At 65.9% G+C, this 25,619-nt stretch carries 22 protein-coding genes; 17 read left to right on the top strand and 5 right to left on the bottom strand.

Annotation, left to right across the window (positions count from 1 at the left end; genetic code table 11):
- Positions 1 to 213: 213 nt before the first annotated feature.
- Complete coding sequence (locus MEBOL_RS04955; protein ID WP_157774763.1) at positions 214 to 1,920, top strand: Hint domain-containing protein; 1,707 nt, start codon at positions 214 to 216, stop codon at positions 1,918 to 1,920.
- A 665-nt stretch (positions 1,921 to 2,585) separates the two neighbouring features.
- Positions 2,586 to 5,966: a Kelch repeat-containing protein gene (locus MEBOL_RS04950; protein ID WP_170115448.1), complete on the top strand. Its 3,381-nt coding sequence runs from the start codon at positions 2,586 to 2,588 to the stop codon at positions 5,964 to 5,966.
- A 114-nt stretch (positions 5,967 to 6,080) separates the two neighbouring features.
- Here MEBOL_RS04950 and MEBOL_RS04945 read toward each other — a convergent pair whose 3' ends face one another.
- The 3 genes from MEBOL_RS04945 to MEBOL_RS04935 form a co-directional block, all read right to left on the bottom strand.
- Positions 6,081 to 6,518, bottom strand: coding sequence for a ferritin-like domain-containing protein (locus MEBOL_RS04945; RefSeq protein WP_095976330.1), 438 nt, complete (start codon positions 6,516 to 6,518; stop codon positions 6,081 to 6,083).
- 119 nt (positions 6,519 to 6,637) lie between these two features.
- Positions 6,638 to 7,162 (bottom strand): DUF4442 domain-containing protein, encoded by a 525-nt coding sequence (locus tag MEBOL_RS04940; RefSeq protein WP_095976329.1) that lies wholly within the window; start codon positions 7,160 to 7,162, stop codon positions 6,638 to 6,640.
- A gap of 42 nt (positions 7,163 to 7,204) precedes the next feature.
- Complete coding sequence (locus tag MEBOL_RS04935; protein ID WP_095976328.1) at positions 7,205 to 7,999, bottom strand: SDR family NAD(P)-dependent oxidoreductase; 795 nt, start codon at positions 7,997 to 7,999, stop codon at positions 7,205 to 7,207.
- Positions 8,000 to 8,265: 266 nt separating this feature from the next.
- On the opposite strand from MEBOL_RS04935, the gene MEBOL_RS04930 reads away from it, so the two are divergent.
- Genes MEBOL_RS04930 through MEBOL_RS04915 form a run of 4 tightly spaced genes read left to right on the top strand, consistent with a single transcriptional unit; the run spans position 8,266 to position 10,825 of the window.
- Entirely contained in the window at positions 8,266 to 8,718 is a 453-nt protein-coding gene (locus MEBOL_RS04930; RefSeq protein ID WP_095976327.1) for a hypothetical protein, read from the top strand.
- Between the two features lie 33 nt (positions 8,719 to 8,751).
- Entirely contained in the window at positions 8,752 to 9,159 is a 408-nt protein-coding gene (locus tag MEBOL_RS04925; protein WP_095976326.1) for a hypothetical protein, read from the top strand.
- On the top strand, positions 9,156 to 9,863 hold the full coding sequence (locus MEBOL_RS04920; protein ID WP_157774761.1) for a hypothetical protein: 708 nt from the start codon (positions 9,156 to 9,158) through the stop codon (positions 9,861 to 9,863). The genes MEBOL_RS04925 and MEBOL_RS04920 overlap by 4 nt, the downstream gene beginning before the upstream one ends.
- Positions 9,864 to 9,874: 11 nt before the next feature.
- Positions 9,875 to 10,825 carry a hypothetical protein gene (locus MEBOL_RS04915; protein WP_157774760.1) on the top strand — a complete coding sequence of 317 codons (951 nt, stop codon included), beginning with the start codon at positions 9,875 to 9,877 and terminating at the stop codon, positions 10,823 to 10,825.
- Positions 10,826 to 10,832: 7 nt separating this feature from the next.
- Here the strand turns inward: MEBOL_RS04915 and MEBOL_RS04910 are convergent, their stop codons facing one another.
- On the bottom strand, positions 10,833 to 11,540 hold the full coding sequence (locus tag MEBOL_RS04910) for a hypothetical protein (protein WP_157774759.1): 708 nt from the start codon (positions 11,538 to 11,540) through the stop codon (positions 10,833 to 10,835).
- Positions 11,541 to 11,779: 239 nt separating this feature from the next.
- Here MEBOL_RS04910 and MEBOL_RS04905 point away from each other — a divergent pair, with 239 nt between their 5' ends.
- The 4 genes from MEBOL_RS04905 (at position 11,780) to MEBOL_RS04890 (ending at position 17,345) form a co-directional block, all read left to right on the top strand.
- Positions 11,780 to 12,112: a hypothetical protein gene (locus tag MEBOL_RS04905; RefSeq protein ID WP_095976322.1), complete on the top strand. Its 333-nt coding sequence runs from the start codon at positions 11,780 to 11,782 to the stop codon at positions 12,110 to 12,112.
- Between the two features lie 345 nt (positions 12,113 to 12,457).
- Positions 12,458 to 12,967 (top strand): MarR family winged helix-turn-helix transcriptional regulator, encoded by a 510-nt coding sequence (locus MEBOL_RS04900; protein WP_245919464.1) that lies wholly within the window; start codon positions 12,458 to 12,460, stop codon positions 12,965 to 12,967.
- Complete coding sequence (locus MEBOL_RS04895) at positions 12,954 to 14,828, top strand: chloride channel protein (RefSeq protein WP_095976321.1); 1,875 nt, start codon at positions 12,954 to 12,956, stop codon at positions 14,826 to 14,828. The genes MEBOL_RS04900 and MEBOL_RS04895 overlap by 14 nt, the downstream gene beginning before the upstream one ends.
- 165 nt (positions 14,829 to 14,993) lie before the next feature.
- Positions 14,994 to 17,345 carry a PAS domain-containing sensor histidine kinase gene (locus MEBOL_RS04890; protein ID WP_095976320.1) on the top strand — a complete coding sequence of 784 codons (2,352 nt, stop codon included), beginning with the start codon at positions 14,994 to 14,996 and terminating at the stop codon, positions 17,343 to 17,345.
- Here MEBOL_RS04890 and MEBOL_RS42545 read toward each other — a convergent pair.
- Positions 17,308 to 18,654 (bottom strand): hypothetical protein, encoded by a 1,347-nt coding sequence (locus MEBOL_RS42545; RefSeq protein ID WP_245919462.1) that lies wholly within the window; start codon positions 18,652 to 18,654, stop codon positions 17,308 to 17,310. The genes MEBOL_RS04890 and MEBOL_RS42545 overlap by 38 nt on opposite strands.
- 254 nt (positions 18,655 to 18,908) lie before the next feature.
- Here MEBOL_RS42545 and MEBOL_RS04880 point away from each other — a divergent pair, with 254 nt between their 5' ends.
- From MEBOL_RS04880 to MEBOL_RS04855, 7 genes are all read left to right on the top strand, one after another.
- Positions 18,909 to 19,817, top strand: coding sequence for a polysaccharide lyase (locus MEBOL_RS04880; protein ID WP_095976318.1), 909 nt, complete (start codon positions 18,909 to 18,911; stop codon positions 19,815 to 19,817).
- Positions 19,818 to 19,898: 81 nt separating this feature from the next.
- Positions 19,899 to 20,429: a GNAT family N-acetyltransferase gene (locus tag MEBOL_RS04875; protein ID WP_245920008.1), complete on the top strand. Its 531-nt coding sequence runs from the start codon at positions 19,899 to 19,901 to the stop codon at positions 20,427 to 20,429.
- A gap of 224 nt (positions 20,430 to 20,653) precedes the next feature.
- Positions 20,654 to 20,794: a hypothetical protein gene (locus MEBOL_RS40935; protein ID WP_157774758.1), complete on the top strand. Its 141-nt coding sequence runs from the start codon at positions 20,654 to 20,656 to the stop codon at positions 20,792 to 20,794.
- 104 nt (positions 20,795 to 20,898) lie between these two features.
- Complete coding sequence (locus MEBOL_RS04870) at positions 20,899 to 21,081, top strand: NHLP leader peptide family RiPP precursor (RefSeq protein WP_157774757.1); 183 nt, start codon at positions 20,899 to 20,901, stop codon at positions 21,079 to 21,081.
- 78 nt (positions 21,082 to 21,159) lie between these two features.
- Positions 21,160 to 22,290, top strand: a complete 1,131-nt coding sequence (locus MEBOL_RS04865) for a hypothetical protein (RefSeq protein ID WP_095976315.1) — start codon at positions 21,160 to 21,162, stop codon at positions 22,288 to 22,290.
- Between the two features lie 19 nt (positions 22,291 to 22,309).
- A complete protein-coding gene (locus MEBOL_RS04860) occupies positions 22,310 to 24,502 on the top strand; it encodes an FAD-dependent oxidoreductase (RefSeq protein WP_095976314.1) in 2,193 nt (730 codons plus the stop codon).
- A 146-nt stretch (positions 24,503 to 24,648) separates the two neighbouring features.
- A complete protein-coding gene (locus MEBOL_RS04855) occupies positions 24,649 to 25,611 on the top strand; it encodes a 50S ribosomal protein L11 methyltransferase (RefSeq protein WP_157774756.1) in 963 nt (320 codons plus the stop codon).
- Positions 25,612 to 25,619 lie beyond the last annotated feature (8 nt).

Below are 25,619 nucleotides of genomic sequence, written 5' to 3'. Positions count from 1 at the left end.
TTGCTTAGCTGGGTCCTCCCTAGCTGGGTCCTCCCTAGTCCGACCACCCGGTTCGACTCTCACATCTAGACATCTAGTAGTGTCGAATGTGGCTTGGTCTGTCTTCCCTATGAAGCGCTGAATAACTGAAGCGCGAAGTTGGATGTGGTGGACGTCTGTCCGCAAATGGCGGGTCGTCGTTTTTCGAGAACAACAGAGGAGTGTAATACGTTCATGAAATCCAGGGTTCAATGCGCGGTGCTGTTTTCGTTGTTGGCGCTGGGCCTCGTTCAGGCGGGCTGCCAGGGCTCGAGCAATGGGGGAAACAGCAAGCAGGAGTTGACGCAGACGGGGCTTGTTGATGGCGATATCAAGCACATGACGAGCCTGGCGCTCACGAACGGTGGAAAGCTGAAGATGGATCTGTCGGATCCAGTCCAGTACCGTTTCGTCACCGCGCGCCTCGCGGCTTCGGGAAAGACGCGTCAGAACTCTCCCCAGTTCTTCTCCATGCTCGATGGAATGGTGAAGCGGCATGCCGCCGTGAAGGAGGGGGCCAAGGTTCAGTCGGGGCCTAACACTCCGCCGCGGGATCACATCTACGCGAAGATCGAGCGGCCCACCAACGAGACCTTCCGGGTCACCGCGTTCGCGACCATCGAGGATGGCGCCGATTACAATTTCGTGGACATCGTCGCGTGGAATGAAGCTGGCAACGTGCAGATGTCGGATTACGGCTGGGGCGAGGAGTACTCGGATGGCCGACGCCTGATCGCGGCGGCATCGGGGAGCGTGGGGACCACGGCTGCGGTGTTCATCAAGGTGGATTCCCTCAACATCATCTCCGTGGCGGGCGTGGAGGAGTCGTACTATCTGCTCGAGAGCGCGATCATCCCTAAGGCCGAGCCCGGTGGTGAGCTGATCCATCCCAGGGACGCGACGGGCGATGGACTCGTTCATCTCTGCCTCGACCGGAACTACACGGACTGTGATTACCCGCTCATCGGGCAGCGGGTCATCCGGTTTCCCATAAAGGGGAGCATCATCTTCGCCACGGACGTGGAGCGCGTCTATACGGACCCTGCGTACTCGTTCGTGAAGGTCTCGGGTCAGCGAGGTGGTACACAGCAGGGCCTATCGACGGGCATCCCCTTCGGACATTTTGTTACCATCGACGACACCGACAAGCGCAAGATCAAGTGGGACCTCGCTCAGGTCGACTTCCCCAGTCTGCCTTTCGCGCCGAACTCCTACGTGGAGTTCATCCTGTCCGTGAAGGTGAAGCTCAAGCGCGGTGCGGCTGGTACGGATGCCGCCATGGTCATCTCCTCGCTGCCCAAGGGCTTCGCCGACACCTCCACGACCGCCATGCCGTCGGCCAAGATCATGAGGATCAGCTACAGCTGTCTGGCGAAGGGGACCAAGATCCAACTGTCCTCCAACAAGACGGCTAAGATCGAGGAGATTGGTCGTCAGACGCTGGTGAAGTCCGATGTCTCCGGACTTGAGCTGCCCGTGGCGGACGTCTCGGTGGGTATCGAGCGCATCCCGATGGTGCATATCACCGACGACGCCGGCCGTGAGTTGCTGATGACCAAGACCCATCCCCTCATGACGCCCGACAAGGGCGCGGTCTGGGCCGGGGAACTGGCCGTGGGAAGCAAGGTCCTGACTGACACGGGGGTGAGCACCCTGGTGAAGGTCGATCAGGAGATGTACAGCGACAATGTGTACAACCTGAAACTCGATCGCGGCCAGGGCAAGGAAGCCGCCAAGGGCAGCACGATGTTCGCCAACGGCTTCCTGGTGGGAGACCTCGCGATGCAGAAGGCCTACGAGTTCAAGAACGAGAAGGATCTGCGCGCGGATGTCCTCTTGCGCCTCCCCAAGGCGTGGCACGCCGACTACACCAACAGCCTGAAGGTCGCGTCCCGTCGTTGATGGAGCATCGTTTCATCTGGGTGCGAGTCGGTTGTTGATTCGCGCCCGAGACGTGAGCAGGGGGGACCAATGGGACCCCCTGCTTTTTTTGTCGATAGCGCTCGAGAGCCATGACGCACTCTTTGTTTTCGCCTTTCTCTCCGTGTTCCCCCGCGAAGCGCATGGGTTTGTTGGGACGCGCGTGTTCCTTCGTGGTGCTCGCCCTGTTTGTATCGGGGGGCGCCAAGCCTCCAGAGCCCACCCACGAGTCGCGTTCCGCTTCCGCGTGGATCGAAATGGGTTCACGGGATGGAGCCTCACTCACGAGCGCTGTTCCGCCGCCTGACCGTTGGGGGGGGCGGCGCCCGTTTCGGAACGTGCTCCTCCCGAGAGAGCCCGCTGTCGAGGCGTGGCGAGCACACCGAGACGAAGAGGCCTCCGTGCGGATGGCTCGGGCCTTCATGCCCGAACTGCCGTGGGGGGACTTGTCCCGTGCCGGAACGCCTGCGTCCCAATCGGCCGCCGCGCTCCGTGTCCAATTTCTCTCGCCTTCTGGGCCATCGGTGGAGATCAACACTCGAGGTCGTGTCTTCCTCCTGAACGGCCAGATCCCGGGACGCTTCTGGCCTCTTCTTCCGGCGACTACTCATCCGCGCATGGCGTTCGCCGGACCGGGAGCGTTCTGGATGGCGTTCGATGGTTCGGAGATGGACGGAGGTTGGCTGACCCAGCGTGTGATGTCTTTTGATGTCATCGACGCGCTGGACCAACCCTGGACCTCGGAGATGGAGGTCGTGGTGCCCACCACCGTTCACTCCGTGATCGATGCGGGTGAATGGTTGGAGTTCGTGGATGCGTCGGGCGTTAGTCTGCTGCGCTTGCACTATCCCATCGCCCGCGATGCGGCGGGGCGTAGCCGTGTGGGGCGTGTTCATGTCCAAGGGGTGGCGACCTCCGTGGGCCCGCTCCCCACACGTCATGCCCTGGTTTCGCCCGTTCTGCGCATCAAGACACGGATCGATCCGGTTGGCTTGCTTTCTCCCGTGCTCATCGCCTCGGGCTGGAGTTCCACGGCACAGCAGGCCAAGGCCCGAATCCTCCATACCACGACCCTGCTGCCTTCCGGCCGGGTGCTCCTGGTGGGTGGCATGGATGGGAACTCCGTGACCCAACCCGTCTCGGAGCTCTTCGACCCGGACAAGGGCGCTTGGTCGGCCACGGGCTCGCTGATTCAAGCCCGCATCGATCACGCCGCGACGCTTCTGCCCTCAGGTCAAGTGCTCATCACGGGAGGAGACAGTGGCTCCGCTCCGCTCAGTCAATCCGAGTTGTACGATCCGGCCACGGGTGAGTGGAGAACGACGGGAGCGCTCGCGCAATCCCGTTCCATGCTGACGGCGACGCTCATGCGTGACGGTCGGGTGCTCGCCGTCGGCGGGATGAGTGGGAGCGTCGTGGTCGACTCCGTGGAGCGCTATTCGCCAGACACCGGTCTCTGGACCCCCGTCGCCGCGCTCCCCCAGCCGAGCGCCGAGCACAGCACGGTCCTTCTTTCCAACGGACGCGTGCTCGTGACAGGTGGGCGTGGCTCCTCGGGCAACCTAGCCTCCGCCCAGCTCTATGAGCCCGTCACCCAATCATGGTCCACCGCCGGAAGCATGGCACATGAACGATTCGCGCATAGCGCCACCGTGCTTCCGGATGGACATGTCCTGGTCGCTGGAGGCAACGGCGATGCAGGTGGGCTCGAGTTCGCCGAACTCTATGATCCACGCACGAGGACGTGGTCTCCCACGGGCTCACTCCTCCAGGCGCGCTTCTGGTTCACCGCGACCCTGTTGCCCGATGGGAAGGTGCAGGTGGTGGGGGGGGCGGATCCAGGCTTCTCTCCCATCGAGTCCGTGGAGGTCTATGATCCGGAGCAGGGGACCTGGAGCTCCGCGAAGCCACTGTCGACGGGCCGCTACTTTCATACGGCGACCCTCCTGCCCACGGGAAGACTCCTCGCCATCGGCGGTTTCGGTGGAGTCGAGCCCCTCGCTACGACTGAAATCCAGGAGCCCTCTCCTCGCGCCTGGAATTTGACCGGGGTGCTCGCCAAGGGCCGTGGCTTTCACACCGCGACGCTGCTACCCGATGGAAGAGTATTGGTCGTGGGTGGACAGGATGCCGGAGGGGCCGCTCTTGCCTCCACGCAACTCTACGACCCCAGCAAGGGCACGTGGGTTTCCCTTGGATCCCTCTCTCAGGCTCGCTTCAAACACAGCGCTCTCTTGCTTCCCAACGGGAAGGTGCTCGTCGCGGGAGGCGAAGACGAGCAAAGAACAGCGCTTACCTCCGCCGAATTGTATGATCCCATCCTCGGCGTGTGGGAGAAGACGGGCACACTTAAGGAGGCTCGTGGTGGGCATGTCATGACCCTGCTCGCCAACGGGAAGGTGCTTGTCGCTGGGGGTCGTCGGGGTACTCAAACCCTGGCCTCCACCGAACTCTATGCGCCCGCGACTGGCGATTGGTCGATCGCGGCCCCGCTTCAACAGGCTCGGATGAATCATACCGCCACGCGCCTGCTAGATGGGCGGGTGCTCGTGGGTGGAGGGAGCGACTCCGGTTCCAATGCCCTGTCGTCTGCGGAAATCTACGATCCCCGGGTGAATCGGTGGACGGCGACTCGTGCCCTCGGGGATGCGAGAGCTTCGCATACGGCAACGGTCCTGCCTGACGGACGGGTGCTTCTGGCCGGCGGCCGGGGTCTGACCCGTGTACTCAGCAGCTGCGAACTGTATGACCCGGTGACGGACACCTGGATGCGCACCGAGCCCCTTGGGCAGGCCCGTGCGTATTCCACCGCCAGCGTGCTACCCACGGGGGGCGTCCTCCTCCTCGGAGGCGAGGATGATACGGCGTCTTTTGCCTCCTCGGAGGTGTATGACCCGGCGAGTGGACGATGGCACCAGACGGCCATCGCAGCCGAGGCGCGTGCTTCACACACCGCTACCCTCCTTCCCGATGGGAGGATTCTTGGGGTGGGTGGACGGGATGGCTCCCGCACACTCGCGTCATGCGTGTTGTACGAAGCGGAGAAGGGCCGTGATGGGCAACGGCCCATGATTGAGTCCATTCACCCAAGCCTCGGCTTGGCGGAGCGATCGAGCATCACGCTCTCGGGGACTCGCTTTCGCGGTATTTCCGAAGCGAGTGGGGGAAACGTCAGTTCGTCGCCGACGGATTTTCCTTACGTGACCCTCGTGGATCTCTCGGAGGGGCACCTCCGCACCCTCCCAGGCCATCATTCCTCGGACACCTCCGTCACCGCAGCCCTGCCGGACTTGCCCGAGGGCCATTATGTGTTGTTCGTGACGGCCAATGCGGTCTCTGCGGGGATGGTCTTGTCAACCACGGGCTTGGCGGACGCGTCACCGGAGACACGTCTTGATTCCGGCCCGCCGTCGGTATCCAATCAGACAGACGCGACCTTTACCTTCTCGTCCCCTTCGCCGGATGCTCAGTTCGAATGTCGGCTGGATGGGGGCTTTTTCGAGGCCTGCCGTTCACCCCTGCTGCTCGTCGGCCTCTCCGCAGGTTCTCATACATTCGACGTGCGTGCCCGCGATGCTGCGGGGAAGGTCGATCCGACAGCTAGCCGTCATCTCTGGATCATTGATTTGTCGCTCCCCGAGACGATGCTCCTCTCCACGCCGAGCAATCCTACTCTTGAGACGACGGCGCTCTTCACCTTCGGCTCCAGCAAAGCCGGGTCGTCCTTCGAGTGTGAGCTTGACGGCAAGGGCTTCTCGCCGTGCACCTCGCCCGTTCGCCTCGCCGACTTGTTCCCCGGGACTCACACCTTCGCCGTTCAAGCCATCGACACCCTGGGAAGCAGGGATCCCTCTCCCGCGCGTCACACCTGGACCATCAACGTGGCTCCGGAAGAGCCCGACATCGTCGAGCCAGGTGGTGACGGCGGTGATAAGCCCGTCAAGAACTGCGGCTGTGGCGCGAGTGGTGTGAACGCGATGTTCTTCCTCTGCGGACTGCCCTTGTTCAGGAGGCGCAAGGCCCGGTGACCGTGGAGTTGGACCGCCATGGCGCCGGTCGTGATTGCCGTGGAGAGGAGGAGGGGTCGCTCCATGCACCCCCTCCCCTCTGCTTCTTGGGTCGTGGGTCAACCGCGCCGTGCCTCAGTGGTACGTCTTCTTGAGCAGCCGCACGCGCTCGTGGGTCTGCTTCTGCGCGGGCAGGAGCACCATGCGGCCGAAGCGGCGGGCGTCACCGTGCAGCTTGTCGATGTCGCGCTGATAGTCGGCGAGTCCACGGTCCTCGCCCTGCTCGAGGGCCTGCACGGCGGCCTTCTCCCCGAGAGCGTCCGCGCCCGCCTGGACGAGCTGCGCGAAGGTGCCCCACAGGCCGGAGCTATCGGAAGGCGTCCCTCCGAGCTTCGTGATGCGCTCGCGGATGGAGGACACGCGTTGCTCGTGGTCCTGCATGCAGTCCTGCAACTGGTCGCGGATCCGCTCGTTCTCGACGTGGTCGATGGCCTGCCGGTAGGTCTCCACCGCGGACAGCTCTCCACGCAGGAAGGAATTGAGCGTTTCGACGTCGGCGTTCGCGTTCGCCATGCACGGGCTCCTGGTTGAGGTGAAATGACGTGCGCCTAAGGTGGTGCCGCCCGCGCGATCCACAACGAGCGCTCGCTGCCTCGCCCACTGTCCACACGTCCCTCCGAGGGCTCCAGGCGTCAGTGCATGGCGGGGCCGATGAGCCAGCGCGCACGCGCCCGGGCCACCACCTCGCCGGCGTCATCGGTGAGATCCGCCTGGACGTCGTACTCGCGCCGCTCGCCATCCGTGGTGATGGGGGCGCGGCACTCGGCGGTGATGGAGCCCCGGGCCTTCTTCAGGTAGTCCATCTCCAGGTGGGTGATGATGCCGCGCATGCCCTCGCCCAGGGAGGACAGCACCGCCATGCCGGTGGCCACCTCGCCCAGGTTCATCAACGCGATGGCGTGCACCGAGCGCAGGTGGTTGCGCACCGCGCGCCGGTCGCGCATGCGCACGCGCACGTAGCCCTCTTCCAGGACGAGCACCTCGGGGCGGATGGTGCCCGAGTAGGGCGCGAGGCCGCCGATGAGCTGGCCCATCAGCACGCCTCCTCCGGGAGCGTGGCGCAGCAGGCTCCACGCGCGGCGCAGGGTCTCGGAGGTGGCGAGCTGGTTCAGGGAGCGGGTCAGGTTGTGGAGCATGGACATGTCGTGAGTGGACATATCATCCCCGGAGCCCCGGAGCCGTGTCCGGGGCTCCCTCTGTCAACTGATGCTGTTGACGAGACCGCCGTCCACGCGGAGCGCGGCGCCGGTGGTGGCCGAGGCCCGCGCGCTGCACAGGTAGATGGCCAGGTTCGCCACCTCGTCGGGCGTGGCGAAGCGGCGCAGGAGCGAGCCGGGGCGCGCCGTCCGGAAGAAGTCCGCCTCGGCCTGCTCCACCGTCTCTCCCTTGCTCTTGGCGAGGCTGGCCAGGAACTCCTGCACGCCCTCGGTCTTCGTGGGCCCGGGCAGCACGGCGTTCACCGTCACCCCCGTCTGCGCCAGCTCGATGGCGAGTCCCCGCGACACGCTCAACTGCGCCGTCTTCGTCATTCCGTAGTGGATCATCTCCTGGGGGATGTTGAGCGCGGACTCGCTGGAGATGAAGAGGATGCGGCCCCAGGCGCGCTCGCGCATGCCGGGGGCGTAGTGCCGCGCGAAGCGCACGCCACTGAGCACGTTGGCCTCGAAGAAGCGCGTCCAGTCGGCGTCGGGAATCTCGAAGAAGGGCTTGGGCTCGAAGATGCCCAGGTTGTTCACGAGGATGTCCACCGAGGGCACGCGCGAGAAGAGGGCCTGGGCGCCCTCGGCCGTGGTGGCGTCCGAGGCCACGCCCTCCACCTGGGCGCCGGGCACCTCCGCGCGGATGCGCGCGAGCGCCTTCTCCACCGAGTCCTTCTTGCGCCCGTTGATCACCACATGAGCGCCTTCGGCGGCCAGCCCCCGTGCGATGGCGAAGCCGATTCCAGCGGTGGAGCCCGTCACGAGGGCCCGGCGGTTGCGCAGTTCGAATTCCATGGTCGTTTCTTTCTCCTGGGAAACAGGGGGTTGTGGAACCGGGGGCGGATGCGGCCACCGGGGTGTTTCGTCCGGAGAGTCAATATGCCCATTCCCCCACCTCGTTCGCTCGCCGAACGGACGATGGAGGGGTCGGATTCCTCTCCTGCCCTCTCGCCATGCGTCCGCGGATGAGGATGCTCCCGGGCGGGTGCCTTCGCGGCGGGGCGTGCTGAACATGCTTTCAGAGACAGGCGTTTCAGCCGGTTCCAGAAAGGACTTCACCCATGGCGGGCACACGACGCAAACGGGTTCACGGGAGCGCGGGACAACAGGAGTTGCGCCGGAACGGGATGATGGCGCACCTGCTGGATTCACTCGAGGCGGGAGAGGACATCGGCCACTTCGGTCGGCTCGTCTTCACCATGGTGGCGCGGCATTTCCTGGACGAGGAGGAGTTGAGGGGGCTGCTCGTCCAGGATCCGGCGTGTGACGACGCCCAGGCGCTCGCGCTCATCGAGCAGGTGAGGGGACGGGACTACAGCCCGCCCCGGCGCGAGAAGGTGCTCGAGTTCCAGGCGCAGCAGGCCTTCCCCATCTGCCCCAACCCGGAGGATCCGGACGCGGGCAACGTCTACAAGGACCTGCGCTTCCCCGAGCACGTCTACGCGCACATCTCCGAGTACCGGGAGCAGAAGGCGCACGCGCACGAGGTACAGGGAGCGGACGCGGGCGGGTAGGCGAGAGCCTGGCGGGTGCTAGCGTGAGGGCCCATGACCATGGCCCGAGGGTGTTTGTCCGTGTTCCTGTTGTGCGCGGTGGGATGTGCTTCCGGGAAGACCGCCTCGCGAGGTGCTTCCGGCTCCGCGACGGAGCGGCGCGCGGCGGAGCTGGAATCCCGGAACGAGGAGCTGCGCGCGGAGCTGAGCCGCAAGCAGGCCGAGCTGCGGCAGTCCTTCCAGGTGACGGCCCAGGCGGAGAGCGCCGCGGGGTTGAACAACCTCGGCTGCGTTGGCGTGGCGCCGGCTCGCGCGCAGGTGCAGGGGCTGCCCCGCTCGGGTGCCGTCCATTCCCAGTTCATGCTGCGCGGTCAGCCCTACCGGATGACCGCCACCTTCTCCTCGCCCCGGACGGTGGGGGAGTGGCGCTCGTCCCAGGGGACCTGCAAGGTGACTCCATGAGGACGCGAGCGGTGGCGTTTCTAGCGCTGGGGGCTCTCGTCGCCGGAGGTTGCGCCAACCCGGCGGGACGTCTGCGGGAGGCGGAGCGGGAGAATCAACGGCTCTCGGGCGAGGTGGCGGAGCTGACCCGGGCCGTCCAATCCGTCAATGCCTATACCGAGGAGCTGCGCGCGCCAGGCGCGGCGGGGCGCTCCTTCCGCATGTATTACTCGCCCGCGTCCCTGGAGCAGATGGCCTCTCAGTTGTTTCCCTTGCGCATGGCCGCGCGCAACTTTCATCAACAGCTCCAGGGCGAGGTCATCCTCGAGCGTCTGTCGGACGTGCGCTTCGGGGCGGACAACACCTTCACCTGCCGGGCGACGCTGCGGGGCGAGAACATCCGCTACACGGGCAGCGTCCCGAAGATGTACCAGGCCCGGGTTCGTCAGTTTCAATCGGGCGTGGCCTCGGGAGTGGTGGCGGATCTCGTGGTGGAGCTGTCGATGAGCCCGGACAACACCTTGCTGGCGCGTGCTCATGCGACACGCACGAAGCTCCGGGTCAACTCCGACAGCTCCGCCGAGGACATGCTGCGTGGACAGATGAACGATCGGGTCCTGCGCACGCCCTTTTCCTTCTCCCTGTCCATTCCAGGTGGAAACGTCGTGCCTCGTGGAATGCTGCTCACCGCGAACCATCTGGTGATCACCTACGCCCCCGAATAGTGTCCCGCGGCATGAATGCTCGGTTGAGGATCCTCGCGCTCGCCGCCGCCGTGTCCCTGTTCTCTCCCTCTGTATGGGCCAAACCCTACCGGGCCATGGTGACGCGCACCGCGTCGACGACTCGAAGTGGGAACATGGAGCTCGGGCTGCGCTACCAGGGCTTCTTCTCGACCGATTCGGACAAATCACTGCCCTATCAGCAGCTCTCGCCGAGCCTCCGGTGGGGCATCCTCGACAACCTGGAGGCCAACGTCTATTTCGAGGTCCTCGGGCTCGGTCTGCCCGGTGAGAGCGACTTCACACTGGCCTTCGGAGACATCCCGCTCGGCTTGCAGTGGACGGTCCTGGAGGCAGGCCCCTTCGCCCTCGGGGCCTACGGGCGAGTCACCTTTCCCACCGGCCCGAGCGATCAGGATGTCATTCCCCCGAACCTGTCCGATGGAACCTGGGACTACGAGGGCACGCTCATCGGCGAGCTGCGGGTGAGCCGGGATCTGCGCTTCATGCTCAACGCGAGCTATCTCCACCAGGGAACGCGCGACCGGGGCGCGTTCGCGGAATTCGACGTCCCCGATGCCGTGCAGTTGGGCGTGGCGGGGACGTACAACATCAATGACGCCACCCTGGTGGGTCTGGAAGTCATTGGCCGCCGCTACTTCGAGCGCGCCATCACCCCGGTGTGGACGGACAATGCCAATCAGGTGGAGATCATCCCCGTCGTGCGCCGCGAGGTGTTCCCGGGGCTGGTGCTGGAAGCGGTCGCCGGCATCGCGGTGACGCCGGACCTCTCGAGCATCTACCAGTTTCGTGCGCTGATTGGCGGCACCTACGAGTTCGACCTCGCCTCGGGCCCGCGTGTCCCCGAGAGCAAGTCGTCGGCCAGACCCGCGCCGGCGAAGAAGCCCACCTCGACGAAGAAGCCCACCCCGACGAAGAAGCCTGCTTCGACGAAGAAGAAGTGATTTTCCGTCAGGGAGTGAAGTCCGGTCCGGCCAGGAAGGACAGCTCACGCTGGAGGGTGAGCCTCACCGGCTTGCCGTCCTCATCCGTGGCGCTGAGCTGCTCTCCAGCCCGGAGCCGTTTGTCCGCGAGGTTCTCGCGCCGCTCGAAGCGCAGCACGGGCGGCTTTCCGTCCTTGCGGCGCAGGGGCTTGTCGAGCGTCACCTTCACCACCTGATCGAAGTCGGGCGCGCGTGACAGGACGTGGACGAGATAGACGTCCTTGCCCGAGCCCAGCACCAGGTAGCGCGGCTCGGGAGTCTCCGGGGCCTGCTCGGAGAGGAAACGCACCTGCTCCACCGCCTCCACCTTCACGGTGACGTCGCGATGCAGGGGCGTGCCGCCGCCCTCGAAGTTGCCCCGGTAGACGGTGGCCCGGAACCGCTTGAGCTGCCCCCGCGCGAGCGCGTCCAGGTCGAAGCGCTCCGGCTGGACGGTATACGTGCCATCGGAAAAGTCTCCGGGCGCGCCGGACTCCGGCAACTCCAGGGTCACCGAGAGCAGGAGTTGCACGTCATGCGGCCGGTGGAACATGGGGATGTGCGAGAGGAAGAGGTGCTTGCCCGAGCCGAAGAGCACCATGCCGTGGATGCCCATTCGCTGGGGAGCGGTGGGGCGGTCTTCCTGGGAAAGTTGCTGGAGAACGAGGTGATAGGCGGGCGGTAGGGCCATGAGCATGGGTGGCCTCTTTCTACCTCGGGTTCCGCCTCAGGTGGTTGAATGCCGTCATGGCCTTCAACCGGGGGAATTCCCAGACGTGGAGCCGGCTCCAATCTGAATGAAAGATTCGTCTGCGAATAGATGCATGCTCTCGGTGAAATAGGGCTGCCTTCGTCGCGCGGGCTGGATACATTTCCCGCGCCGATCATCGGTTGGGATGATGGGCTAAACGAAGTGCGATGAAAAAGAGGGGTATCATGGGAGATATCGTGCTGTATGAGGGCAATGGTGGCAGTCAGAACATTGTTCAACGGTTCTCGGACACTCCGGGTCAAAACTCCAGGGTGACGCCGAACGATGAGGCCCGTTCTCTCAAGCTGCTCAATGTCCGAGAGGGGGCCGTTATCTCGGTGTATGACAGCCCCGATGGCAGTACCAACGATGACTTCTGTGTCATTCGGGTGAAGAAAAGCTCCCCGGAGTATACGGTGTCCACGTTCGAGCGCTCGTATGACGATGAGTACGTCAGCGTCTCCTTCGCTCGAAACAATGGCCTGGACGGCAAGGTTTCTCGGATTCGCATCAACTAGCCGGGGACCCGCGGGAGTCGCACCCGTCATCGGGTCGGGTGCGGCTCCTCTCCTGGCGATTGGATGTTCGTTGTCGGCGACGTGGCTGACGCTCCGCTGGCCCGCGAGAATGAGGCCACCCACGAGCTCGCCCGCCGCCAGCCCATTCCAGTCATGAGGGCCGGTTCGACCGGCTGTCAGGGCGCCGCTGGGTGACGGCTGCGTCGTTGGCGGAGTGCTGTTCTCTCGCCGGGGTAGCAGCCATCCCCACCCCGGGGATTCCTTGCGAATGGTCGCTTCCAGGCGTATTGGGCTGGATACATGGGCTCCCATATAAATCGCCGTCCCCGCGCCAAGGGGGTTCCCGTGGAGACGGAGGACGTCCGGACGGTGATGGACGCCATCCGGCGCATCGTGCGGCTGCTGCGCGTGTCCGCCCGTGCCTCCGAGGGGCTTGTCGGCATCAGTGGCGCCCAGCTCTTCGTGCTCCAACAACTCGCCGAGGCAGGGACCTGCTCCATCAACGAACTGGCCGAGCGCACCTTCACGCACCAGAGCTCGGTCTCGGTGGTGGTGCGCCGGCTCATCGAGAGAGGGCTCGTCTCCCGGCGGCCCTCGGCGGTGGACGGGCGGCGGGTGGAGGTCTCCCTGACGCCCGAGGGCCACGCACTGCTTCGGGACGCTCCACCCATGGCCCAGGCCCGGCTCATCTCCGGGTTGCGGAAGCTGGAGCCCGCGAGGCGCGCCGCGCTCGCCGAGGGACTCGCCACGCTGGTGCGCGAGCTCGGCCTGGACGCGGAAGCCGCTCCGCTCTTTTTCGAGGACGAGGCGCCCCCACGGCGCCACCAAGGGAAACGACACCATGAAGAAACCTGACCTGACCTCGGTCTCCGAGGGCATCGGCGGCCGTGAGACCCTGCCGGTCGCGCCCTCCCTGGGGCCCACCTTGGAGAACGAGCCGCGAGCACCGCTGACGCAGGGGCCGATGGATGGCCGCGTGGTGCTCATCAGTGGCCTGTGTATCCTGATCGCCATCGCCGCGGGACTGGTGGCCCGGTTGCTCGGCGCGCTCATCGCGCTCATCACGAACCTGGCCTTCTACAGTCGGCTCTCCCTCCACGAGGTGTCGCCGGCGGAGCACGCGCGCGGGCTCTGGGTGCTCGTCATTCCCGTCCTCGGCGCGCTCGTGGTGGGGGTGATGGCGCGCTATGGCTCCAAGGCCATCCGCGGCCACGGCATTCCCGAGGCGATGGAGCAGGTGCTGCTCAACCGCAGCCGGATTCCGCTCCGGGTGACGTTCCTCAAGCCCTTGTCGGCGGCGGTGGCCATTGGCACGGGCGGTCCCTTTGGTGCCGAGGGTCCCATCATCGCCACCGGCGGTGCGCTGGGCTCGTTCTTCGGGCAGGTGCTGAGGGTGACGGCGGATGAGCGCAAGGTGTTATTGGCGGCGGGCGCGGGAGCCGGCATGGCGGCCACCTTTGGCGCGCCCGTGTCGGCGGTGCTGCTCGCCATCGAGCTGTTGCTCTTCGAGTTCCGCCCGCGCTCGGTCATCCCGGTGGCGCTGGCCACCTCGACGGCCACCGCGGTGCGCATGGCCTTCATCGGGGGGGCTCCTGCCTTCAACATGCCGGACGTGGCGGCCCCGGGCGGAGGCGCACTGGCCTTCTACATCGGCATGGGCGCGCTGATAGGCGTGGCCTCCGTCATCGCCACGCGGGCCGTGTACCGCATCGAGGACGCCTTCGAGAAGCTGCCCATCCATTGGATGTGGTGGCCGGCGCTCGGAGCCCTCGCCGTGGGCGGCGTGGGCTACTTCGAGCCGCGCACGCTGGGGGTGGGCTACACCAACATCGAGGCCATCATCTCCGGCCATCTGGTGGGCACGGCGGCGCTCGTCTTCTGCCTGCTGAAGTTCACCTCGTGGTCCATCGCGCTGGGCAGTGGCACCTCGGGCGGTACGCTGGCGCCCCTCTTCACCATCGGCGGCGGGCTGGGCTCGGCGCTGGGCGCGCTGGCGGTGTGGTGGGTGCCAGGACTGGGCGTGGACGTGCGCATCGCGGCGCTGGTGGGCATGGCGGCCATCTTCGCGGGCGCCTCTCGCGCGCTGCTGGCCTCGGTGGTGTTCGCCTTCGAGACGACGCGCCAGCCCATGGGCTTGCTGCCCCTGTTGGGCGGCTGCGCGGCGGCCTACCTCGTGTCCTCGCTGCTCATGCGTCACTCCATCATGACGGAGAAGCTGGTGCGGCGTGGGGCGAGGGTGCCCTTCGAGTACTCGGCGGACGTGTTGGCCAACACGTTGGTGAGCGCGCAGGGGCTGCGGCCGGTGGTGACGCTCGCGGCGGATGACACCGTGGCCATGGCTCGGGAATGGCTCGCTCGTGGAGGCGAGGGCACGCGGCACCAGGGCTTCCCGGTGGTGGATGGCGCGGGGCGGCTGGTGGGGGTCATCACCCGGCGCGAAGTGCTGGAGGCCGAGCCGGTGGAGGGACGGCGCGTCCGGGAGCTTGTCCGCATGCCTCCGGCGGTCGTCTTCGCGGACAGCACCCTGCGCGAGGCGGCGGACCACATGGTGCGCGAGGGCGTGGGGCGGCTGCCGGTGGTGAAGCGGGAGGCGCCGTGGACGGTGGTGGGCATCCTCACGCGGAGCGATCTGCTGTCCGCGCACCGGCGGCGGCTGGAGGAGGCGCACCACGCCGAGCCGGGTCTCGCTCGTCCGCGAAGTCCGATGCCGTCCTGAGCCGCTCCCGGACACTCCGCCCCCACGCCGCTGGACGGGACAGGTCGGTGAGGCGCCGACTTTGTGCCGTCCTTGACGTGTTGCAGAGGTGACGTGACGGAGAGGTGCTTCGTCGCGGGGGGAGCAGAGGAGCCCATGACGACAGCCGGCGGGCATGGACGTGAAATGAGGTCGGATGCCTCCGAGTGCTCCCTTCCCGGATTGCTCATCCAGGTAGGCGAGAGCATTCATGCCACGCTGATGGTCGACGCTCAGGGGCGGATTGGCCGGATGGATGGCGCGTTGGCGGATGCCTCGGGGTGGGGGAGCGAGGTGCCGCCGGAGGGACGGGCCCTGGAGGAGGTGCTTCGCCGCCTTCCCTGGCTCGTCAAGGCCCTGCGCACGGCGCTCGCTGGCTCGGAGACGGTTTGCGAGGGCGGCGAGCGGGATCAGCGGACGAGGGCCCTGGTGCTTCCCGTCTTCGCGAACGACGGCTGTTGTCTGGGTGCATGTGCCTGCGTGCGCGCGAGCGAGCCCGTGAGCGTGGAGTCGGCCCACCACGAGGCACTGGAGCGGGCGCTCTCCCAAACCCAGAAACAATACGAAGATCTCATCAACACCATCGATGGCATCGTCTGGGAAGCCGATGTGAGCTTTCGCTTCACCTTCGTCAATGAACAGTCGGAGCGCCTGCTCGGCTATCCGCCCCTCCAGTGGCGACAGGAACCGGACTTCTGGAAGAACCACATCCATCCCGAGGACCGCGATTGGGCCCATGCGTACTTCATGAAGGCCACCCGGGAGCACAGGCCCTACGAGTTCGAGTACCGCATGCTGGCCTCGGATGGGCGCGTCGTGTGGCTGCGGACCATCGTCACGGTGCTCGTCGAGGAGGGGCGGCCCTTGATGCTGCGCGGCATCATGGTGGATGTCACCGAGCAGCGCCGGGCCCGGGAGAAACTGGAGCAGACGGCCTCGCTGCTGCGCGCCACGTTCGAGTCGATCGTCGATGGTGTCCTCGTGGTGGACGTGAACCGGCGGATCACCACGTGCAACAAGCGCTTCCAGCAGCTCTGGAAGCTCCCCGATGACGTTCTGCTGGGGGGACTGAGCGCCGAGAAGTCCCTCGTGGCCGCGGCTCCCCTGGTCAAGGACCCGGAGCGATTCGCCGCGCGGATCCGTGAGGTGTATGCGACGCCCGACCTGGAGGATGTCGACACCGTCGAACTCCGCGACGGGCGCACGCTCGAGCGCTCCACGCGGCCCCAACGGATGGGAAACGCCATCATTGGCCGTATCTGGAGCTATCGCGACGTGACGGCGGAGCGCCTGGCCAAGGCGGCGCAGGAGCGGTTGCTCGCGGCCGAGCAGCGCGCACGTGAGCAACTGGAGGAATCGTTCGCCGTGCTCGACACCTTCCTGAACAACTCGCCCATTGGTATGGGCTTCCTCGACCGCGACCTGCGTATCATCCGGATCAACGACGCACTGGCCGCGCTTCATGGCAAGACCCGGCGGGAGGAGATAGGCCGGATGTTCCGCGAGCAGATACCGCGGGTGGCGGACACCATGGAGCCTCTCATTCGCCAGGTTCTGGAGACCGGCGAGCCCATCATCGGATACGACACGGCGCTCGAGGTGCCGGCCACCCCGGGCCAGTTGCGCTACTGGCGCGTCAGCTATTACCCCGTCCGGATGCCGAGTGGCAGGATCGTGGGCGTTGGTGCCGTGGTCGTCGAATTGACCGCGGAGCGCCGCGCCCAGCAAGAGCGGGAGCGATTGCTGCGCGAGGCCCACGAGGCCATCCGGATCCGGGACGACTTTCTCTCCGTCGCCTCGCACGAGCTGAGAACCCCCCTCACGCCCCTCAAGCTCCACCTGCAGATGCTCAAACAGCGGAGCGCCTCCGGTCAGCCCATTCCGCCCCATTCCGCGGAGAAGGCACTCACCCAGGTGCAACGGCTCACGGGGCTGATCTCCGACATGCTGGACTCCTCGCGAATCGAGGCGGGGCGGTTGGAACTGGAGCGCGAGTCCCTGTCGCTCCTGGCGCTCGTCCGCGATGTCCTGGCGGACTTCCGCCTCATCTGTCCGCATCACCCGCTGGAGTACGAGGAGTGCGCGGAGGAACTCGTCGTCCTGGGAGACAGGGGACGGCTCCGACAGGTCCTGACGAACCTGCTGGAGAACGCTCTCAAGTACAGCCCCATGAAAGGACCGATCCGCGTCACGCTCTCCCGGAAGGGGACGGAGGCCCTTGTCTCCGTCTCGGACACCGGAATCGGCATTCCGGTGGACCAGCAGGCACACCTCTTCGAGCGCTTCTTCCGGGCCCGCAACGCGCCCGTTTCGGGTTTTGGAGGGCTGGGACTCGGGCTCTACATCTGCCGGCACATCATCGAGCGTCACGGTGGCCGCATCTGGGCGGAGAGCCAGGGCGACCAGGGCAGCACCTTCCGCTTCACCCTTCCGGTGGCGGCCCCGGCTCTTCCTTCATCACCTACGGACCCCGGAGGACGGTCAGCCCCTGGTCGGTGAGCACGAGCAGCATGCTCGGTGTCACGGTGGGCTCATAGACGAGTTGCAGGACGCGTTGACCGGACACCTCCCGCACCTGGGCGAGCGTCACGCCGTCCGGCTCGAGCCGCCAGAGACCCGCGCCATTCGTACCGATGTAGAGCGCGCCATCGTCCGTTGCCTTGAGCGCGAGGATCCGCCCCGTCGGCAGTCCGGCGAGCTTCGACCAGTTCCCCGCGGAGCGGGACTTCGGCGTCATCGCCCAGACGCCGTATTCCGCGCTGCCCAGGTAGTAGCGCTCCGAGGTGGTTTGCTCGAAGGCGCGCCAGAAATCATCGGTGGCCTGATCGTTGAGTGCTTCGTTGAAGCTCTTGAACCTCCAGGGGGTGGGGCCCGTCCAGGTGTACTCGCGGTCCCACTCCTCGAGCTTCCCACTGGGGATGAGCACTCCGAGCATCTGCTCGTTGGCGACGAGGACGTCTCCATTCGGCGCGATGCCGAGCCCATACATGGGCGGGCATTGGAGCGACTCGTCACGCGACCCGTCCGGGTTCGTGGTGATGAGGTACCAGCCTGGGTGCCGGTGGCTGTTGTATGTGAGCCCTTGAATGCGGGTCACGCCGTGATTCGTCGTGATGTAGAGGTCGCCGCGATGGGGGCCGCGCGTCACGCGAGCGCAATTCAAGACGCTGCGATCCTCCTCGTAATGGAAGTCGTTCGTGTTGTGGATTCCAATCTGCTTGCCCGCGTTCGATGCGCCGGTGGTGCGCCAGATGTGCTCCTCGAGCGCGATGGTCCCATCGGGCTGGAGGCGGACCGCGTCGAGATCTCCCTTCTGGTATTCGGCATAGCGCTCGGGGGTGTAGTTCGCCTCGCCCGGTCCTGGGATGTACGTGCGCTGCGAAATCCCTTCCGCTCGCCGCATCTCGGCGGCGCGATACCCCACGTACGCGCGCCCGGCCTCACCGCCGCAGATGACCGTCGAGCCGACCGCGAGCGAATCCCGGCCGAACGCCTGGCGCGCCTGACCGATGCCCGTGGTCCACGCCGGAGCCGTATCGCCTGGGCGCAGCACGCCAATGCGGTTGCCGTCGAGGAGCCAGAGGTTCAGCCCCTCATCGAGCCCGACGCTCTGGGGGGTGCCCACGCCGAACGAGCGGGTGTAGTCGAGCACCGCGTCCACCGGCCACGGACCCGTCTCCGGCTCGCCGACATCGGGCTCGCCGGCATCGGGCGTCGTCCCGGCATCCGCGTCGGGTGTGGGGGTCGTGGGCGTGCTGGTATCCACGGGGGGAACTGGAGGGATGTCCGAGGGAACTTCGTTTCCCACTGACGGACCGGGCTCCTGATCCGCCGACGGTTCGAATGTCTTGCCCCTGTCATCGCAACCCACCGCGAGCAATGAAATGACCGCGAATCCCGCTCCCACCACACTGGCGCCCATGCCCATCCGTTCCTCCGTTGACGGCGGCTTGTTCGCAAGTACCGGGCCAGTACCTTCGCGCTGAGCGAACATGGGGCGTAACCCGAACGACTGGGTCTTTGTCTCTATGGTCTCGAAACCTTCCCGAATGAGGACAGTCCATGAATGTGCGAACTCCGCTGAGTACCTCTCTCCTCCTCGCCCTGGTGGCCCCCGTGGCCGCGTATGCCGTGACTGGCGTCGCGACCGCGGATGTCCAGCCCCTATTCGCCTCGACGTACAAGGAGAACACCTTCGAGCGTCCAGCCAGCCTGAGCACCTACACGCTCAACGATTGGGCCACGGACGGCTGGAGCGCACCCTGGGAGGCGGGGATGAGCAATCGAACCTGGATCGACGGAGTGAATTTCCGTCACTCGGGTTCCAAGTCGTTGCGTATCACCTACCCGGCTGGAAAGATCGGCCCCGAGGACTCCGGCGCCCAGGCGCCATTCACGCTGATCCCCGGACGGGAGTACTACCTGTCCTACTGGGTGCGTTTCAGCAGCGACTTCAGTTGGGGCACGACGCAATTCGCCGGCAAGCTCGGACTCGGTCTGGCGGGAGGCGGTGCGTGCTCGGGCGGACAGGTTTGCACTGGCTACAACGGGTTCAGCTCTCGCATGATCTGGCGCTCGGGAGGCCAGGCGGCGATCTACTACTATCACATGGGGCATGCGGGCCAGTACGGCGACTACAAGGTGCTGAAGAACAAAGCAGGCGCCGACATCTACTATCCTCGCGGCACCTGGGTGCACCTCGCCCAGCGGCTCAAGGTCAATTCCGTGACCAACGGGAATGCGAACCCCGACGGTGAGATCGAGGTCTGGTACAACGGCACCTCGGCCGCCAAGGTGTCTGGACTGCGCTTCGTGCGCAACGCGGATGTGGTCGACAAGGCCTATTTCTCGTCGTTCTTCGGCGGCGCGACGGTCGAGTTCGCTCCGACGCACAACTCCTATGTCTGGTATGACGACCTGAAGGTCTCGACGGATCCGTCGGACATCTGCGAGCTTTCCGGCGGCTGCTGAGCTGTGCGATTGAGGCTTGCCAGCGTGGCGCGGTCGATCCACGCTGGTGCGGTTACCGCCGCGAGGGAGCCGCGCTTGGCCGTGGTCGTCGAAACCGAACGTTTGCGCCTGCGCGAACTCGATGCCGAGCGTGATGCGGCCTGCATGCTGGAACTGCTCAACGAGCCGGCGTACCATGCGAACATTGGCGACCGCGGCGTGCGCACGTTGGAGCAAGCCACTCGCTACCTCACGGACAGAGTGGTTGCGAGCTATGCGCGACACGGCTTCGGCCTGTACGCGATCGAGCGGCGCGAGGACGCGGCCTGGCTGGGGATCGCCGGGTTGCTGCGGCGAGACACGTTGCCGATGCCCGACATCGGCTACGCGCTGCTCGCGCGTCATACCGGCCAGGGTTATGCCTACGAGGCGGTGCGGGCCGCGGTGGCCCATGCCCGTGACACGCTGCACCTGCCTCAGGTGTGCGCGATCGTCGTGCCCGGTAACGCGGCATCGATCCGGTTGCTGGAGAAGCTCGGCCTGCATCGGCAGGACATGCGTGTGCTGCCGCCGGGTGACGAGCTGCTGGCCTACTACACGATCCGTTTCAACGCCGCCGCGGTGGACAGCTGAGCGCCGCGACGTCGCATGCCGTCATGGGTGGGATGCCCCCCGACAAGGATGTGCCGAAATGGATGGCAACAGGGGGGCTTCGACACCGTAAAGCGGTGAGGCCGGAAAGACCCATCAAACCAACTTTTCGTTATAGCTCTGTTGACTCGGATGCACTCCGCGTGAGATGACTCTTCACGTGCGCTGCAACGCACGCTCACCAGCATCTGCCAAGGGGTAACGAAATGTCTGCCAATGATTTCGTCCAGTCGTGGGAGAACGCCGTGAACAAGATCACCGAGGCCGCTGAGACCGAGATCTCCAACGAGAGCACCGAGGAGACGGCCCGCGAGACGGAGAACCTCTTCGAGGCGGCGCGCTGGTAGTCTGGGTGTGCTCGTTGTGAACATGTGTGTCCCAGCTCCGTGCGACTCGTCGCATGGCTGGGACATGCTTGTTGATGTCACCCGAAGGCCCGACAGGTAGATCGATGGATGTGCAAGCCCTGATCCGCAAAGCATGGGATGACGAGTCCTTCAAGAATGCCCTGTTGCGCGATCCGCGAGCGGTCGTGGAGAAGGAACTGGGAGTCAAGCTGCCCGAGGAGATCGAGATCTTCGTACACGAGCAGACCCCCCATACCATCCACTTGATCCTGCCGCAGAAGCCCTAGCGGTCTGCCCCATCCGGCGACGTCGCCGGAGTGCGCGGTTGGCGCGAGCATGAGCGTCCTGAGCGGAAAGGAACGGGCATGTCAGGTCTCCGCGTGAGTGATTACTTGAACGTGCTGGAGCCCGTGCTCGCGAAGGAACTGGTTTCGCCGGAGAGCCTGGTCGCGATGCGGCAGGTGGCGGACTGGATTCCTGGCTCCCTGACGCGCTTCTTCGGCTTCGAATGTCGGCTCGACGATGAGCACGCGCTCTCGGACCTGCTCATCTGCGTGAGCATTCACGGACAGGAGCGGAAGCTGCTGGCCGACTGTGGCACCTGGGGAGAGGAGTTCGAGGCGCACCCCGTGTGGCGCCAGGTTCGGGATTTCAGCCGGGCCTGGGGCGATGAGGGTTCGAGCCTGTTCTCGCGGGTGCTCAACGTCTGGCTGGAGTTCGACATGAAGGCGGCGGCGACGAGCCTGCCCGTGCCCAGCATCTTCGTCGGGCCGCGTCCGCCCACTCCTCCTGCCTCCGCGGACCAGGAAGCGGATTGGCTCGGCAACCAGGCACTGCGTCTGCTCTCGGAGCGGGAGCTGCCCGAGTCGTTGGCCCAGCTCCTCCAGACCTGCTTGGCGCACCTGCCGGCGGGCGCCTTTGTCTTCCAGGCGGGCACCATGCTGTCGCGCACCCCTCCCTTCATGCGCATCTGCATCAAGGGGTTGGCACCGCGGCGGGTCGTGCCCTATCTGCGCGAGGTGGGGTGGCCGGGCGATTTCGAGGAGTTGGAGTCCCGGGTGGGTGAGCTCTCCCGCCTGGTGGATTGTATCGATCTGGATCTGGATCTGGTGGGAGACCGCGTGGGTCCCCAGGTGGGGCTGGAGTGCCACTTCCACGAGAGGCCCCCTCCCGCACAGGAGCCTCGCTGGCATGCCTTGCTGGATTACCTGGAGAAGGCCCGCATGTGCCTGCCGGGAAAGCGCGAGGCCATCCTCCACTACGCGGGGGTCATGCACGAGCGCTCTCACCGCGAACACTGGCCGCGCCCCTTGCTGGAGGCCTCGAAGCTGATGGGCTCCACTCAGCTGAGCTCCTTGCTCCGGGGTCTGCACCACGTCAAGATCAGTCATTCCTCCGGCAGCACTCCGAGGGCCAAGCTGTACCTTTCGGTCAAGCACCTGTGGCTGGCCAAGGCGCAGCTCGTTCGGTCCAAGAGCAGCGCCCTTCATTCGTGAGACAACCGAGGTAGCGAGCATGCGGGGAGCTTCGGGTTGGGACAGGTTGCAGAAGCTGATCAAGCCGAAGGAATCGCCGGATCACGTCCATGACGTCATCGTCATTGGAGCGGGGCTGGCGGGACTGACGGCCGCCCACGCGCTCAAGGATCTGTCGACGCTGGTGCTGGAGCAGGAGGCCTTCGCCGGGGGACGGGTCATGACCCGGTCCCAGCAAGGCGTGGCCTACGATCTCGGGGCCGTGCTCGCCTATGACGCCGCGGCGCTGCCCATTCGCTTCCAACCCTCGCGATTGCGGCATGACGAGGGACTGCTCGGCTGCTACTTCGAAGGGAAGGTCCACTTCGGAGACAGCGTCATGGCGTGCCTGGCTCGGTTCGGACTGAGCGGCCAGGAGCAAGAGCTGTTGCGCGCTTTCAGCGAGGATCCCGCTCGCGATGTGGGCCGCCTGCCCGAGCGGTTGCGCCGCTTGCTCGGCGCCTTCTTCCAGGACATCCACTTCGGTGACATCCAACAGTATCTGCCGCGAAGGCAGGCGGATGCGCTGACGCGCTTTCTCACCCTTCATTACCAGGAGGGCAATGGCGAACTCGTTCGCCACTTGCAGGAGTCCCTGGGCGACAAGCTGCGCCTGTCCGCGCAGGTGAGCCGCGTGCGGCAGGAGGAGCGCCGGGTTTGCGTCGAGTACTCGCAGGGGGGAGTGCAGCACAAGGCCCATGCGCGCGCGGTGCTGCTCACCACTCCCGGGCCGGTGGCCTTGGGGCTCCTGGAGCAGGTGGACGAGCCAAGCCGCTCCTTCCTGGGCTCACTGCGCTACTCCCAGGGGGTCGTCGTCGCGCTCGGAATCAGCAATGCCGTACTCGAGCGCTTCTCCTACCTGGTCGCCCCGGATCTGCCCCTGAGCACCCTGCTGCGCCAGCCCACGGACCGGCCGGAGCTGCAAGTCCTGCTGGCCTACTACGCCGATGACAAGGCGGCTCGGCTCGAGGGGTTGTCGGATGAGGAGATCGTGCGGCGGACCGTGGAGACCCTGGCCCAGTTGCGCATCGGCGATGTGGGGCCGGGGCACGTCAGCTTCTCCCAGGTCCAACGCTGGCCGAGGGTAGGGGCCATCATCTCCCCGGACAGCTACGGCCAGTGGGACGAGCGCGTTACCCGGCCCTCGCATCGCGTCTTCCTCGCCGGCGACTATGTCCACATGGACAGCGCCAATCCCATGCCCTACGGCATGGTGTCCGCCGCTTCCTCTGGCTTCAAGCAGGCCAGCGAGATCCGGCGCTTCCTGGAGGACGAGCGGCTCGCGGCCACCTACTCCTCGCGCTTCCTCACGGATGTTTCCATCTACGAGTTGATGAATGACCGGCCCGTCTTCCGCTGGCAGACCCAGGAGGGCTCGATCGCGCATTACGGCTTGCTGCTCCAGGCCTCGCCGAACGAGGAGCTGCGGCGCTACCTCCTCAACAGCGCGCGGGAGGGTTTGTGGGAGTACCAGCCCCGGTTCGGGGTGACGCCAGAGGACAGCGCCCTGGTGATGGAGGGCCTGCTGGATACGGGCGTGCCACTCGAGACGCTGCTGCCGAGCGCTCAGAGGATGGTGGAGCTCTTCCATGATGATTCATTGGGAGCGTTTCGCAGCCTCTCTCCCATCCGCCGCCAGATCGAGTCCTGTGCCCAGGGGCGGGCCCCCTATTGGCAGGATCCCTCCCTGGATGCGACGGCGCAGGTGGGCTATCTCCTTCATCGCATCGCGCCGGAGCGCTTCGCCTCGCAGGTGGAAGGCTGTGTGCGCTATCTCTGCCAGACCCAGTCACCCAAGGGGTTCTGGCAGGGCCAGTGGTTCCCCTCCACGCTCGTCACTACCTACTATGCGGTACGCTTGCTGAGCCTGGCGGGCGGGACGGCCGCCGCGGCCCACCTGTCGCGAGCTCGCGACTACATCCTGGGCCTCCAGCGAGCGGAGGGAAGCTGGTCTGGCTCGGTGATCGACACCTCGGTGGCGGTGCTGAGCCTGCGCGCGCTGGGTCTACAGACCCCGGCTCGGGAGCGGGCCCTCCAGTGGATTCAATCCCGGAAGGGGGCTCACGGCGCGTGGTCCGGAGAGCCGGTGCTCTACTACTGGATGGAGGCGGAGGATGGGCGCCGGCTCCTCTACCACTGCCACGATAAGGGGCAGATCACCTCGGCCTGGGCGACCCTGGCGCTGAGGAGCTGAGGTGTTGTTCAACCCTGCTCCACCACCGGGGCGGGTTCCACGCGGCAGGGAAGGAGCATGGGGTCATCATGAGGGTCGCGGCACAAGGTACATCGCTCGCAAATCCGTCACGGGCCGAACCGTCCATCCAGTACGTCCCGGTGGCGATGACCGGGCAACAATCGTTGATGGCCTTTCACCGGCACCTCCTGGACGACACGGTGCGGACGGAGACGTTCATTCGCGCCATCGAGGCGGTGGTGAAGCCGGGAGACGTGGTCGTCGACCTGGGCACGGGCAGTGGCATCCTGGCGATGGCCTGCTGCCGGGCGGGAGCCCGCCGCGTCTACGCCATCGAGGCCAACGAGATCATCCGCGCGACCAAAAGGGTGGTCGAGGCCAATGGCATGGGTGACACCGTGGTGTTCATCCACAAGGAGTCCAGCCGGGTCACCCTGCCAGAGCCCGTGGATCTGATCGTCTCCGAGTGCCTGGGCTTGATGGGACCCGGGGACATGATGATGTCGGTGGTGGAACTGGCCCGGCGCTCGTTGCGCGAGGGAGGCCGGATACTGCCCGAGCGGGTGGAGTTGTTCATCGCTCCCGTGGAGTCCTCGCTCCACTCGGACTACGTGAACAGCTGGAACCGCGGGCGTCCGTACGGCTTCGACATGTCGATCTACCAGGAGATCGCCAGCAACAATGTGTACGTGGCGTGGTTCGACCCCGAGAGCTTCCTGGCGCCCCAGCAGCGGATCGCGAGCCTGCGGCTGCTGGATGACGACGTGAGCAAGGTGGAGAAGCAGGTGGGCTTTCGGGTGGAGCGCTCCGGCCAACTGCATGGTTTCTGCGGATGGTTCGAGGTGGAACTGGGTGGCGGGGTGCGGCTGAACTCCTCGCCCAGCGACCCCGCCACGATCTGGAAGCAGGTCTTCCTCCCGCTCGAGCAGCCGGTCCATGTCGAGGCGGGCACGGAGGTGCGGCTCGACTTCGGCTTGGTCACCACGGGGGTGATTCCCAACATGCCGGGCTACTTCCGTTGGGAGACGGCGCTCATCCCCCCGGGCGCGGCCGCTCCCTCCCATGTCTTCAAGCAGTCGAGCCTCAAGAGCATTCCCAGGGCCCGTTGAGCCGAGCC

The organism is Melittangium boletus DSM 14713 (genome assembly GCF_002305855.1).
Taxonomy (GTDB): Bacteria; Myxococcota; Myxococcia; order Myxococcales; family Myxococcaceae; genus Cystobacter; species Cystobacter boletus.
This window is presented reverse-complemented; position numbering and strand designations above follow the sequence as displayed.